Origin of the sequence: Agrobacterium rubi TR3 = NBRC 13261 (assembly GCF_000739935.1) — a bacterium.
Taxonomy (GTDB): domain Bacteria; phylum Pseudomonadota; class Alphaproteobacteria; order Rhizobiales; family Rhizobiaceae; genus Agrobacterium; species Agrobacterium rubi.
Genome location: NZ_BBJU01000012.1, coordinates 66,639 through 79,444 on the forward strand (window position 1 = coordinate 66,639; position 12,806 = coordinate 79,444).

Consider the following 12,806-nt stretch of genomic DNA (forward strand, 5'->3'; position numbering starts at 1 on the left):
TTTGTACAAATTGAAGTGCAATGGTTTGCCATCAGAAAAATCAGGAGGAACATCCATGAAACAGATCGGTCATTTCATTGACGGCAAGCAGGTGGCTGGTACCAGCGGTCGCACATCCAATGTCTACAATCCGGCAACCGGAGAAGTGCAGGCAACGCTTTCTCTGGCAAGCGATGCGGAAATTCTGGCCGCCGTTGAAAGCGCCAAGGCTGCGCAGCCGAAGTGGGCGGCCACCAATCCGCAGCGCCGGGCGCGCGTGTTCTTCAAATTCGTTGAGCTGCTCAACCAGAACATGGACGAGCTGGCAACGCTGCTCTCCAGCGAGCATGGCAAGACGGTCGAGGATTCCAAGGGCGATATCATTCGCGGACTTGAAGTCTGCGAATTCGTCTGTGGCATTCCGCATCTCTCCAAGGGCGAGTTTACCGAAGGTGCGGGTCCTGCCATCGATATGTATTCCATCCGCCAGCCTGTCGGCATCGGCGCTGGCATTACGCCGTTCAACTTCCCCGGCATGATCCCGATGTGGATGTTTGCGCCAGCCATTGCCTGCGGCAACGCCTTCATCCTCAAGCCTTCCGAGCGCGATCCATCGCTCCCGATCCGTCTTGCAGAACTGATGATAGAAGCTGGTCTTCCCGCTGGCATCCTCAATGTCATCAATGGCGACAAAAGCGCGGTTGACGGCATTCTGACCAACCCGGATATTGGCGCGATCTCGTTTGTCGGCTCCACACCGATCGCCCGCTATGTGTATGGCACAGCAGCGATGAACGGCAAGCGCGCACAGTGCTTCGGTGGTGCCAAGAACCACATGATCATCATGCCGGATGCCGATCTCGATCAGGCCGTCAGCGCCTTGATGGGTGCCGGTTATGGTTCCGCTGGCGAGCGCTGCATGGCGGTGTCCGTTGCCGTTCCCGTGGGCGAAGAGACGGCGAACCGTCTGGTCGAAAAGCTCATTCCACAGATCGAAGCACTGAAAATCGGCCCTTATACCGATGACAAGGCTGACATGGGTCCGCTGGTCACCAAGGAAGCTCAGACCCGCGTTCAAGGCTTGATCGATAGCGGTGTGGAACAGGGTGCGAAGCTGCTGGTCGATGGCCGCAATTTCAAGCTTCAGGGCTATGAAGACGGCTATTTCGTTGGCGGCTGCCTGTTCGACAACGTGACTACCGACATGGATATCTACAAGCAGGAAATTTTCGGGCCGGTTCTCTCTGTCGTTCGCGCCAAGAACTACGAAGATGCGCTCGACCTGCCGATGAAGCATGAGTATGGCAACGGTGTTGCGATCTTCACCCGCGATGGTGATGCCGCCCGTGATTTTGCCAGCCGCATCAATATCGGCATGATCGGCATCAACGTGCCGATCCCGGTTCCCTTGGCCTACCACTCCTTCGGCGGCTGGAAGGCTTCGAGCTTCGGCGATCTCAACCAGCACGGCACGGATTCGATCAAGTTCTGGACGAAGACCAAGACGGTCACGGCCCGCTGGCCTTCCGGCATCAAGAGCGGTGCGGAATTCGTCATGCCGACGATGAAGTAACACCGACTGAGATACCAGGCGCCCTCAATTCGTTGAGGGCGCTTTTTATTGTTTATTTCGTACCGTACATGCGATCGCCCGCGTCACCCAGACCGGGCATGATGTAACCCTGCTCATTGAGATGGCTGTCGATGGCAGCGGTGTAGATGGGCACATCCGGGTGTGCTTCGCGGAAGTTCTTGATACCCTCAGGTGCGGCAAGCAGGCACAGGAAACGCATGTTCTTGGCGCCGCGCTCTTTCAGCTTTTCGACGGCCGCAATCGAGGAATTGCCGGTTGCCAGCATGGGGTCCACGACGATGGTAAGGCGGGCATCGAGGTTCTCAGGCGCCTTGAAATAGTATTCCACCGCCTCCAGCGTATCGTGGTCACGATAGACGCCGACATGCGAAACGCGAGCGGACGGCACCAGCTCAAGCATTCCCTCTAAAAGACCATTGCCGGCGCGCAGAATGGAGGCGAAAACCAGTTTCTTGCCTTCCAGCACGGGCGCCTCGATGGTCTGCATCGGCGTTTCGATGGTCTGCATCGTCATTTCCAGATCCCGCGTTACTTCGTAACACAGCAAGGTTGAAATTTCGCGCAGCAGACGCCGGAAACCGGCAGTCGACGTTTCCTTCTTGCGCATGATGGTGAGTTTGTGCTGCACGAGGGGATGAGCGATAACGGTGACGCCGTCCATGAAGCTGGCCTTTTCTTTTATCTATGATGTCTCTGTATTTCACCGAATGAGCGGCTTTCGCAAGACCGGAAGCGCATTTTGCACCTCCGTTCCCGCCCGATTTATGCTGCTTCAGACTGCGCATCCAGCTTGGCAAGCAGGGTCGCGCGCGTGTCCTCATCCACAAAAGCGGCCTCGATCGAGGTACGGGTCATCGCATTGATCTGCGCATCGCTGAAGCCGAAGGCATGGCGGGCGATCTCATACTCCTGCGCCAGCGAGGTGTGGAAGAACGGCGGATCATCCGAACTGATGCAGACGCGCACGCCCGCATCGCGAAGGCGCTTCAAGGGGTGGCTTTCAAAATCCGGGTAGACGTTGAGTGCAATGTTGGAACCGGGGCAAACCTCCAGCACCGTGCCGAGGTCCACCAGCCGCGCAACCAGTGCATCGTCCTCGATGGCGCGCACGCCATGGCCGATCCGCTGCGGTTTGACGAGATCGAGCGCATCCGCCACGCTGAACGCGCCGCAGACTTCGCCCGCATGGATGGTGAGCCCAAGCCCGGCATCACGGGCAATATCGAAGGCACGGGCATAATCCGCCACGCGGCCCATGCGCTCTTCGCCTGCCATGTTGAAGCCTGTTATTAGCGGGTGCTTGACGCGCGCCGCATATTCCGCAGCGGCAATGACGCTTTCCGGGCCGAAATGGCGCTCGCCTGTCACGATGATGCGGGCTTCGATGCCGGTCTTTTCCTTGGCCGCCGCAATGCCTGCGGCGATCCCAGAGAGATAGGCATCCGCGCCTAAGCCGATGCGGTCGCCGTGATCGGTCGAAACGATGAGTTCGCTGTAGATGGTGTTTTCACCGGCCAATTCGGCCAGATAGGTTTCCGCCAAAAGCGCGTAGTCTTCTTCCGTCTTGAATACCTGAGCCACCGCATCATAGCAGCGGATGAATTCAGCAAAATCCGTCCAGATGTAAGCGCCATCGCGCAAAAAACCGCTGCTGTCTATGCCGTATTTCTGTGCCTGCTGTGCCACCAGCGCAGGTGGAGCTGCACCTTCCAGATGGCAATGTATCTCTGCTTTCAACAAATGCGACGTCACATGAAACTCCTGCCGTGGCGGCCCGTGGGTATGCTGAGATGGGAGGCGATGCTTTCGCCGATATCGGCAAAGGATGAGCGAATACCAATGTTACGTTCACGAATGCCGGGGCCGAAGGCCATGATCGGCACGCGCTCGCGGGTGTGGTCCGTGCCGCGCCATGTCGGGTCGCAGCCATGGTCAGCTGTGAGAATGGCGATATCACCCGGCTGCATCTTGCGGTGAATTTCCGGCAGACGGGCGTCGAAGGCTTCAAGTGCCGCGGCATAGCCCGCCACATCGCGGCGGTGGCCATAGATCATGTCGAAATCAACGAAATTGGTGAAGACGAGATCGCCGTCTTCGGCCTCTTCCATCGCCTGCAATGTCGCATCCATCAGCGCGTCATTGCCATTGGCCTTGATAACGCGGGTAACGCCCTGATGGGCGTAGATATCGCCGATCTTGCCGATGGCGAGCACCTTGCGGTCCCTCTCTACCAGGCGGTCGAGCAAAGTCGGCTCCGGTGGCAGAACGGAAAAATCGCGGCGGTTGCCGGTCCGCTCAAAGGTCGCGGCGGTTTCGCCGGTAAAAGGCCGGGCGATGACGCGACCGATGTTCAGCGGATCGACCAGTTTGCGCACGGTTTGGCAAAAGGCGATCAATCGCTCCAGCCCGAAATGCTGTTCATGCGCGGCGATCTGGAAAACAGAGTCCGAGGATGTATAACAGATGGGCTTGCCGGTTCGGATATGGTCTGCGCCGAAGCGGGCAATGATCTCAGTACCGGATGCATGGCAATTGCCGAGAATGCCCGGCACTTCACCCTGCTCGCAAATGGCCGCGACGAGTTCGGGAGAGAAAGCATCGCCTTCCGTCGGGAAGTAACCCCAGTCGAACCGAACCGGCGTGCCTGCAATTTCCCAATGGCCAGATGGTGTGTCCTTGCCCTTCGACACCTCACTGGCGCAACCGTGAATGCCATAGATGCGTTCCGGCGGCTCCATGCCAGCAGGCGCCTCACCGCTGGAAAGCTGGGCGATGTTCAAAAGGCCAAGCGCCGACATGTTCGGCAATTTTAGCGGCCCGGAGCGCAGGCCCGCACGATCCGCAGCACCGGCCGCACAGAATTCGGCGATATGGCCCAGCGTGTTCGAACCAAGATCGCTATAGTCTTCAGCATCCGGCGCGCCACCTACGCCGAAGGAATCGAGAACGAGAAGGAAGGCTCGTGCCATACGTCACCACAAAAAGCGCGGCGCAAAGGGCCGCGATAACAAACGAGTGATATAATCACCGCGAGAGAAAAGGTGAAACGCTTTCTTTAAGCACTCTCGTGGACGCCTGTGGGCTCGTCCTTGCGTGCTGTCTTCGGCGCATTCAGATTGCGCGTCACGTACCAGCCCGCAGCAACGACCATGCCCGCCAGAATGTACCATGTGATGGCATAGGACAGGTGGTTGTTGGGGAAGGTCAGCATGGTCTTGCCACCGATGGGCAGGCCGCCCGGATTGGGTGTCGCATCCGCATCGACGTAGAACGGCGCGGCATTTGCGATCTGTTTGGTCAAGGCGATCTGGACAATATTGCGCGAATACCAGCGATCATTCTGCGGATCGTTGGTGCGCAGGAAAAGGCCGCCCGTCTCTGGCGCACGCATCAAGCCCACGACGTCGACGCGGCCTTCGACTTCGCCTTGCGGACGTGCGGAAGGTTCGCGCTTGTCGGTGGGGACGAAGCCGCGGTTGACGATGACAGAGGAGCCATCGTCGCGTTGCAGTGGGGTCAGCACCCAGTAGCCGGGGCCGAGATCGGAGACGGTATAGACCTGAACCTCATCCTGATGACGGAAGGTGCCGGACAGATGGACGCGGCGGTATTCGTACTGCGATGGGTCGGTCAGAGTGGGCCACTCGCTGGCCAAAGGTGCTTCCACAGGGGCGGCGTGGGCGCGCTCCTCGACATTGGCAATCAATTCGCGTTTCCACGCCAAGCGGTTCACCTGCCATGTGCCCAGCGCCAGCAGGCAGCCGGTCAGCACAACCGTCATGAGAATGACGACGATGGCCGCAGGGCGAATGCCCTTACGCGGCGTGTTTTCATTTTGGATGGTCATCGGAGCTTTCCCGCTCAACAAAAAAACCCATGAATCCGCTCTCCGATTCATGGGGTCTTGTGTCTCTCGGAGAGGAGCGGCCCGCTTTTCGCGCGGGCCACCATATTGTTGCAACGGTGCCGGTTACGGCATGTTGCGCATCTGCTCCATGGTCATGGTCGGCATCATGTTCTTGTTCATGTTGTACATGACCCAGAGCGAGCCGACGAGCGTGATCATGACCACAACAAGCGTGAACAGCAGCGACATGAAGGTCCAGCCGCCCTGCGACTTGGTGTTCATGTGCAGGAAGTAGATCATGTGCACGAACACCTGGATCACACCGAAGATCATGATGACGATGACGGTTGTCGTGCGGTTGTCGAGAACATCGCCCATGACCAGCCAGAACGGAATCGCCGTCAGGATGACCGAGAGGATGAAGCCGATCATGTAGCTCTTGAAGGAGCCGTGATCTTCGCCGCTATCGTGGTGGTGATCGTCGCCATGGGCATGCCCATGACCATGATCGTGGCTATGGTCGTGTGTGTTTGCACTCATCACAGAACTCCAACCAGATAGACAAAGGAAAAGACGCCGATCCAGATCACGTCGAGGAAGTGCCAGAACATGGACAGGCAGGTCAGGCGGCGCATGTTTTCAGGATGCAGGCCGAACTTCTTGACCTGAACCATGAGCGTCACCAACCAGATGACACCGAAAGTGACGTGCAGACCGTGCGTGCCGACCAGCGCGAAGAATGCGGACAGGAACGCCGAACGCTGCGGTGTCGCACCCTCGTGGATCAGATGGTAGAACTCGTACAGTTCCAGACCAAGGAAGGCCAGGCCGAACAGGCCGGTGATGGCGAGCCAGATCAGCGTCGTGTTGATCTTCTTCTTCTGTGCCTCCAGCATGGCAAAGCCATAGGTGATGGAGGAGAAGAGAAGGAAACCGGTGTTGATCGCCACCAGTTTCAGATCGAAGAGATCAGCGCCGGACGGGCCGGCCGCATAGCTGCGACCGACGACGGCATAGGTTGCAAAGAGCGTTGCGAAGATCAGGCAGTCGCTCATCAGATACAGCCAGAAACCGATAGATGTACCGTTTTCCGGGTGGTGGTCTTCCTTCAGGTAGAAGACCGGCTTTTCCGCGCCATTGGCGCTCTGGGCAGGTGCTTGAGACATTCTGTTACGCCTGAGTTGCCAGCAGCTTCGTACGTTCTGCTTCGACTTCCGTCACATCCGAAACCGGGATGTAATAGTCGCGATTGTAATTGAAGGTGTGGGCAATGGAGACACCGATGATGGCCACCAGAGAGACGATTGCCAGCCACCAGATGTGCCACACCAGTGCAAAGCCGAGGACCACGCTGATCGCGCTGATGATGACGCCTGTGCCGGTGTTCTTCGGCATGTGGATGGGGATGAAGCCATCGACGGGACGTTCGGCACCGTGCTTCTTCATATGCGCCCAGGCATCGATTTCATGCACGACCGGCGTGAAAGCGAAGTTGTAGGCAGGCGGTGGAGACGAAGTGGACCACTCCAGCGTACGGCCATGGAAGGGATCGCCGGTGACATCGCGCAGCTCTTCGCGTCGCAGGAAGCTGACGACGAGCTGGATGATGAAGGAGGCAATGCCAAGCGCAATCAGGAACGCACCGAAGGCAGCGACAATGAACCATATCTGCAACGAGGTGTCTTCGAACTGGCTGAGACGACGGGTCACACCCATCAGGCCGAGAATATAGAGCGGCATGAAGGCGAAGTAGAAGCCGATGAACCAGAACCAGAAGGACATCTTGCCCCAGAACGGGTCGAGACGATAACCGAAGGCCTTCGGGAACCAGTAGGCGATACCGGCCAGAACACCGAAGACCACGCCGCCGATGATCGTGTTGTGGAAGTGGGCGATCAGGAACAGCGAGTTGTGCAGCACGAAGTCGGCAGGGGGAACGGCGAGCAGAACGCCCGTCATGCCGCCGATGACGAAGGTGATCATGAAGCCCATGGCCCACAGCATCGGCACATCGAAGGTGATGCGGCCCTTATACATGGTGAAGAGCCAGTTGAAGATCTTCGCGCCCGTCGGGATCGAGATGATCATCGTCGTGATGCCGAAGAACGCATTGACGCTGGCACCGGAGCCCATGGTGAAGAAGTGGTGCAACCAAACGACATAGGCCAGGATGGTGATGACGACAGTCGCATAGACCATCGACGTGTAGCCGAACAACCGCTTGTTAGAGAAGGTCGACACGATCTCGGAGAAGATGCCGAAGGCAGGCAGCACGAGAATGTAGACTTCCGGGTGGCCCCAGATCCAGATGAGGTTGACATACATCATCGGGTTGCCGCCGAGATCGTTGGTGAAGAAGTTGGTACCAACGTAACGGTCAAGCGTGAGCAGAGCGAGCGTGCCTGTCAGGATCGGGAAGGACGCCACGATCAGGATGTTGGAACACAGCGATGTCCACACGAAGATCGGCAGGCGCATCAGCGTCATGCCGGGTGCACGCATCTTGATGATGGTGACAATCAGGTTGATACCCGACAGCGTCGTTCCAACACCAGCGATCTGCAAGCCCCAGATGTAATAGTCGACGCCGACGCTCGGGCTTCCCTGGATGCCTGACAGTGGCGGATAGGCCAGCCAACCCGTCTGCGCATATTCACCGATGAACAGCGAGATCATGGTTATGACGGCACCAGCCGTGGTCATCCAGAAGGAGAAGTTGTTGAGGAAGGGGAAGGAGACGTCACGTGCGCCGATCTGCAACGGAATGACGTAGTTCATCAAACCGGTGATCATCGGCATCGCCATGAAGAAGATCATGATCACGCCGTGAGCGGTGAAAATCTGGTCATAGTGATGCGGGTTCAGGTAACCTTCCGAACCGCCCGAGGCAATGGCCTGCTGGAGACGCATCATGACAGCATCGGCAAAACCGCGCATCAGCATGACGAGTGCCAGAATGATGTACATGATACCGATCTTCTTATGATCGATACTCGTAAACCATTCTTTCCAGAGATATCCCCAGAGCTTGAAATAGGTGAGCAGCCCGAGCACGGCTGCACCACCAAGAGCCACGACCGCGAAGGTCACGATCAGAATGGGCTCATGGAAGGGGATGGATTCCCACGTCAGTTTCCCGAAAAGGAACGACGTTTGATCGGTATTGACGACCATTTTAGCCTCTTGCGATTTTCGGAGTGCCGTTCGTCCACCGGGACGAACCGAACATTCCCACGTCATTGAATCTACGCATCGATCACACCGGTGCGCTCAGAGCAGCACAAACCTGCGCCGCATAAACATTCACTCGGCTCAGCCGGCGCTCTTGTCCGCCAAAGGCAGTTGCGCCTTCTTTTCAGGAAGAGCAGCCGGTTCGAATGTCTGGCCTTCGATGGCAGCCGGTACGGACTGTGGACCCGATGCAACGCCATAGGGCGAAAGCGGTGTGCAGACCACGGAGTTCAGTGCCTTGGCGATATCGATGCCTTCCTTGCCGCCGCCGCCATTGGCGTCGATGTGCATCATGTCACGCATGCAAAGCTTGTTGGGCTCGACGCAACGGTTGAGGATCGCGTCGTAAAGCTCTGGATCGACATTGGCGAAATACTGCACGGGCTCGCGTTCGCTGGGCTTGGCGAATTCGAGATACTCCATGCGGCCGAAGCCCTTGCCGCCGTCTTTTGCCTTGGCAACCCACTGGTCGAATCCTTCCTGGCTCATGCCATGGAACTTGAAGCGCATGTGCGAGAAGCCGGGACCGGAGAAGTTGGCGGAGAAGCCGTCATAGACGCCTTCCTTGTTGATCACAGCGTGAAGCTTGGTCTGCATGCCGCCCATGGCGTAGATCTGGCCGGCGAGCGCTGGCACGAAGAACGAGTTCATCGCCGTGGTGCCGGTGATCTTGAAGTTGATGGGAACATCGACGGGTGCGGCAAATTCGTTGACGCTGCCAATGCCCAGTTCCGGATAGAAGAACAGCCACTTCCAGTCCATCGCCACGACTTCGACCGTGATCGGCTTCATGTCGGCGGTGACCTGGCGGTCCTGATCGATGCGTTCGATGGGGCGGTAGGGATCGAGACGGTGCGTCGAAATCCACGTCACGGTGCCCAGCATCAGAATGATCGCGACCGGAGCCGACCAGATGACCATTTCAAGACGCGTGGAGTGGTGCCATTCCGGATCGTAATCTTCGGCCTTGGCGGATGCGCGGTACTTCCACGCAAAGAACAGCGTGAGAGCCAGAACCGGGACGATGATGAGGAGCATCAAAACCGTTGAGGTGATGATGAGGTCGCGCTGCTGGACGGCAACGTCCCCCGAAGGATTCATCACGACGAGATCGCAGCCGCTGAGCAGGAGCACAGACGACAGGGCCAGAAGGGCGGAGGACTTTTTCATAAGGGTGCGCACGTTTTGGGACTCGTACTGTTTTTCATATGGCCGCGGTATAATTGCCAAACGTCATAAAGGACATGAGGTAGTTTGTCGCGGTGCAACATAACATTTTAGCCGCGGTTATCGCGGCATGCGGAAAAGAGAAACCGAAAGGTGGAAAGTGACGCATTATCTCATACGATGGCATGTGGGCAAGCCCTTCCTGATATTCTTCAATTGACGCCTTTGAACCCCTGTGTGACAATCCGTCGCATAACGTCGGCGAAAGAGGAGCGCCGGTTGTTATGGTCATGGCTTGCCCATACGCAGGAGGGAATTTTTATGAGTTATACCGATACGGCCTCGTCCTACTCACCCAACAACGGACCGAACGGCCAGCCGGGCGCGCCCGTCGCTGTCGACCCCGATCGCATTACGATTGCGGTCATTCTGGCCAGAATGACGGAGTTCTTCGACTTCTTCGTCTATGCCATTGCGTCTGCCCTCGTTTTCCCTCACGTCTTCTTTTCCTTCGTCGACCCCCTCACCGCCACCCTCTATTCCTTCGCCGTGTTTTCGCTGGCCTTCATCGCCCGCCCCATCGGCTCTCTCCTGTTTCTGCAGATCGACCGTAAATTCGGACGTGCCGTCAAGCTGACGGCAGCGTTGTTCACGCTCTGTGGCTCCACGATGGCGATCAGCTTCCTGCCATCCTACGCCGATGCAGGCATGATTGCGCCTCTGCTGCTGGCTGTTTTCCGTATAGGCCAAGGTCTTGGTCTTGGCGGCGCCTGGGATGGTCTGGTCTCGCTTCTGGCGATGAACGCGCCGGAAAAGCAGCGCGGCTGGTATGCGATGATGCCACAGCTGGGTGCTGCCATGGGCTTTGGTCTGGCGAGCGCCTTCTTCATCATCTTCACCACCCAGCTTTCCAACCCGGAATTTCTGGCCTGGGGCTGGCGCTTCCCGTTCTTTGTCGCCTTGGCGCTCAACGTTCTGGCCCTTTTCGCCCGCCTGCGAATGATTGTTACGCCGGAATTCCAGTCCATGCTGCAACAGCATGAGCTGGAGCCAAAGCCGATGTTCGAGATGCTGCGCAACCAGTCACGTGTCGTCTTCACCGGCGCCTTCGTGCCCTTAGCGAGCTTTGCGCTGTTCCATCTCGTCACCGTGTTTCCGCTCAGCTGGGTGTCGCTCAATACGACGCAGCGCGTCTCCGACTTCCTGTTCGTGCAATTCGTCAGCGCCATCATCGCGGGCGGTATGATCGTCGTATCAGGTGTCGTGTCCGACAAGATCGGTCGCCGCAAGCTGATCGGGATCGCCGCTGCCCTGATCGCGATCTTCAGCTTCATCGCCCCTGTCCTCCTGGCATCGGGCGATATCGGCCGCTATCTCTTCGTCGTGATCGGCTTTGCCCTGCTTGGCCTGTCTTTCGGACAGTCGGGCGGTGCCCTGGCATCGCGTTTCACCCGCGAATATCGCTACACCGGCGCGTCGCTTACCTCCGATATCTCATGGTTGATCGGTGCAGGTTTTGCGCCGCTGGTTGCGCTGGGCTTCTCGTCGAAGTTCGGGCTGTTTGCGGTCGGCATCTATCTTCTGTCGGGTGCCCTGTGCACCATCGTGGCGCTGTATTTCAGCCGCGTGCTGGATATGCCGTCGGAATAAATCAGGCATGAATGAACAACAATGCCGCGGGATCGATGATCTCGCGGCATTGTTTTTGATCAGACTTGTCCCTAGGCTGAATTCAGCAATCGCTGCAGATGATTGGCGTCTCTTCGCGCTTGGCAAAGTAGTAATCTCTGCCGATGGTAATCTGTCTCATGCTTGGCGCCGTGTTCGACATGAACATCAGGAGCGTATGAGGGATCGTCAGTTCGGCGTGGATGAGAAACGCATTGGGCTGCCGCAGATTATCCGGGATCGTCGCGACGGAATTGGCGGGATAGGGTGGCTTGTTGCTCTGGCTCCACGACCAGCTTATCTTTGCCACCCTGTTGGCATCGACCTGGATGCCGCTGATCTTCAAATCCAGCCCGGTCGTGGCATAGGGAACGAAAATCGCCGAGGCCACATCGGGCATGGTCCTCAAGTACGCTTTATTAACGGTCACCTGCTGCGACACGAGGTCGGCGATGGTGCCGGCTGCGTGCGTGGCGCGCTTATAGACGCTGAAGCCGATCGTCAGTTCGAATGCCGTGATATAAAGCGCCAGGAGAACCGGGAAGATAATGGCGAATTCCACCGCGCCCACGCCCTGGCGATCATGCTTCAACCGCGTGAATATCCGGCCAATCCCGCGCAACGTGTGTTTTGTCTGTCTCATCATCGTGTCGCGCTCACTGGTACGCTTCATTGCGGAACGCATCTGTTGCGACGATCAGAAAATGGGACGGCATGGACCCGTCTTTCGGGCGAATGTTGGTCAGATAAGGCCGCACGATATCGGCCACCACCTGCCAACGGTAATAGACACGCAACATATTGATGGTGCTTGGCCCACCCGGTGAAAACTTGAATGTGGACGTATCGAGATCGAAAAACTGGCCGTTCGGCGTCAACGGGATTGTTTTGGGAATATCGGCGAAGGTGTTGAAGCTGCGCAAATCGATATAGAGCTTTTCCGGCTTCTTGATCTCATCTGTCGAGCAGGTGATCAGGATCGACACTTCGGCACAAAACAGCTTTCTGAAGTCTTCCTGACTGATGGTGCTGGAAATCTGGCCCGTTCGCAGCTGACGCGCCAACCGGTCCGTTGCATTCGTTACCAGTTGCTCACCCATCATCGCCAGAAAGGTTTCAATAATCGCAAAGACGACGAGAAAATAGGGAAGCGCGAGAATGGCAAACTCGATGGCTGCTGCACCTTCGCGGGAACGCGCAAATCGTCTGGCCAGTAACAATTTTGGAGACAATGCCTGCATCGCGCTTTTACAATCTTCATGACGGGAAAGCATGTCTGCCCGAAAGCTTTGTGCCGATGAAGTGTATGGTGGCTTCGTT

12 protein-coding genes are annotated in these 12,806 nt (G+C 57.4%); 2 read left to right on the forward strand and 10 right to left on the reverse strand.

Going from position 1 to position 12,806, the window contains the following annotated elements:
* Nucleotides 1-55: 55 nt before the first annotated feature.
* On the forward strand, nt 56-1,552 hold the full coding sequence (locus RRU01S_RS09670) for a CoA-acylating methylmalonate-semialdehyde dehydrogenase (RefSeq protein ID WP_045230074.1): 1,497 nt from the start codon (nt 56-58) through the stop codon (nt 1,550-1,552).
* A gap of 52 nt (nt 1,553-1,604) precedes the next feature.
* Here RRU01S_RS09670 and upp read toward each other — a convergent pair whose 3' ends face one another.
* The 8 genes from upp to cyoA all read right to left on the reverse strand — a co-directional run bounded on the left by upp (nt 1,605) and on the right by cyoA (nt 9,821).
* Nucleotides 1,605-2,234: a uracil phosphoribosyltransferase gene (upp, locus tag RRU01S_RS09675; protein ID WP_045230075.1), complete on the reverse strand. Its 630-nt coding sequence runs from the start codon at nt 2,232-2,234 to the stop codon at nt 1,605-1,607.
* A 101-nt stretch (nt 2,235-2,335) separates the two neighbouring features.
* Nucleotides 2,336-3,325 carry an adenosine deaminase gene (locus RRU01S_RS09680; protein WP_045230076.1) on the reverse strand — a complete coding sequence of 330 codons (990 nt, stop codon included), beginning with the start codon at nt 3,323-3,325 and terminating at the stop codon, nt 2,336-2,338.
* Nucleotides 3,322-4,542, reverse strand: a complete 1,221-nt coding sequence (locus RRU01S_RS09685) for a phosphopentomutase (protein WP_045230077.1) — start codon at nt 4,540-4,542, stop codon at nt 3,322-3,324. The genes RRU01S_RS09680 and RRU01S_RS09685 overlap by 4 nt, the downstream gene beginning before the upstream one ends.
* An 86-nt stretch (nt 4,543-4,628) precedes the next feature.
* Nucleotides 4,629-5,420 (reverse strand): SURF1 family protein, encoded by a 792-nt coding sequence (locus tag RRU01S_RS09690; RefSeq protein WP_045230078.1) that lies wholly within the window; start codon nt 5,418-5,420, stop codon nt 4,629-4,631.
* A 123-nt stretch (nt 5,421-5,543) separates the two neighbouring features.
* Nucleotides 5,544-5,960: a cytochrome o ubiquinol oxidase subunit IV gene (gene cyoD, locus RRU01S_RS09695; protein ID WP_045230079.1), complete on the reverse strand. Its 417-nt coding sequence runs from the start codon at nt 5,958-5,960 to the stop codon at nt 5,544-5,546.
* Entirely contained in the window at nt 5,960-6,586 is a 627-nt protein-coding gene (gene cyoC, locus RRU01S_RS09700; protein WP_045230080.1) for a cytochrome o ubiquinol oxidase subunit III, read from the reverse strand. The genes cyoD and cyoC overlap by 1 nt, the downstream gene beginning before the upstream one ends.
* A gap of 4 nt (nt 6,587-6,590) precedes the next feature.
* The gene (gene cyoB / locus RRU01S_RS09705) at nt 6,591-8,594 is read right to left on the reverse strand and encodes a cytochrome o ubiquinol oxidase subunit I (protein ID WP_045230081.1); all 2,004 of its coding nucleotides are present in this window, start codon (nt 8,592-8,594) and stop codon (nt 6,591-6,593) included.
* A 138-nt stretch (nt 8,595-8,732) separates the two neighbouring features.
* Complete coding sequence (cyoA, locus tag RRU01S_RS09710) at nt 8,733-9,821, reverse strand: ubiquinol oxidase subunit II (protein WP_045230225.1); 1,089 nt, start codon at nt 9,819-9,821, stop codon at nt 8,733-8,735.
* A gap of 318 nt (nt 9,822-10,139) precedes the next feature.
* Between cyoA and RRU01S_RS09715 the strand changes: the two genes are divergently transcribed.
* A complete protein-coding gene (locus tag RRU01S_RS09715) occupies nt 10,140-11,468 on the forward strand; it encodes an MFS transporter (RefSeq protein ID WP_045230082.1) in 1,329 nt (442 codons plus the stop codon).
* An 82-nt stretch (nt 11,469-11,550) separates the two neighbouring features.
* On the opposite strand, the gene RRU01S_RS09720 is transcribed toward RRU01S_RS09715, so the two are convergent.
* Both RRU01S_RS09720 and RRU01S_RS09725 read right to left on the reverse strand, forming a co-directional pair.
* Nucleotides 11,551-12,132 carry a TadE/TadG family type IV pilus assembly protein gene (locus RRU01S_RS09720; RefSeq protein WP_420885047.1) on the reverse strand — a complete coding sequence of 194 codons (582 nt, stop codon included), beginning with the start codon at nt 12,130-12,132 and terminating at the stop codon, nt 11,551-11,553.
* A gap of 10 nt (nt 12,133-12,142) precedes the next feature.
* Entirely contained in the window at nt 12,143-12,727 is a 585-nt protein-coding gene (locus RRU01S_RS09725; protein ID WP_045230083.1) for a TadE/TadG family type IV pilus assembly protein, read from the reverse strand.
* Nucleotides 12,728-12,806: the final 79 nt, after the last annotated feature.

Bases quoted from the DNA above. Each gene is read 5' to 3' on its own strand.
- cyoC (WP_045230080.1), bottom strand. From the start codon at position 6,586: ATGTCTCAAGCACCTGCCCAGAGCGCCAATGGCGCGGAAAAGCCGGTC.
- RRU01S_RS09715 (WP_045230082.1), top strand. From the start codon at position 10,140: ATGAGTTATACCGATACGGCCTCGTCCTACTCACCCAACAACGGACCG.
- RRU01S_RS09670 (WP_045230074.1), top strand. From the start codon at position 56: ATGAAACAGATCGGTCATTTCATTGACGGCAAGCAGGTGGCTGGTACC.
- cyoA (WP_045230225.1), bottom strand. From the start codon at position 9,821: ATGAAAAAGTCCTCCGCCCTTCTGGCCCTGTCGTCTGTGCTCCTGCTC.
- RRU01S_RS09720 (WP_420885047.1), bottom strand. From the start codon at position 12,132: ATGATGAGACAGACAAAACACACGTTGCGCGGGATTGGCCGGATATTC.
- cyoB (WP_045230081.1), bottom strand. From the start codon at position 8,594: ATGGTCGTCAATACCGATCAAACGTCGTTCCTTTTCGGGAAACTGACG.
- RRU01S_RS09685 (WP_045230077.1), bottom strand. From the start codon at position 4,542: ATGGCACGAGCCTTCCTTCTCGTTCTCGATTCCTTCGGCGTAGGTGGC.
- RRU01S_RS09725 (WP_045230083.1), bottom strand. From the start codon at position 12,727: ATGCAGGCATTGTCTCCAAAATTGTTACTGGCCAGACGATTTGCGCGT.
- upp (WP_045230075.1), bottom strand. From the start codon at position 2,234: ATGGACGGCGTCACCGTTATCGCTCATCCCCTCGTGCAGCACAAACTC.
- cyoD (WP_045230079.1), bottom strand. From the start codon at position 5,960: ATGAGTGCAAACACACACGACCATAGCCACGATCATGGTCATGGGCAT.
- RRU01S_RS09690 (WP_045230078.1), bottom strand. From the start codon at position 5,420: ATGACCATCCAAAATGAAAACACGCCGCGTAAGGGCATTCGCCCTGCG.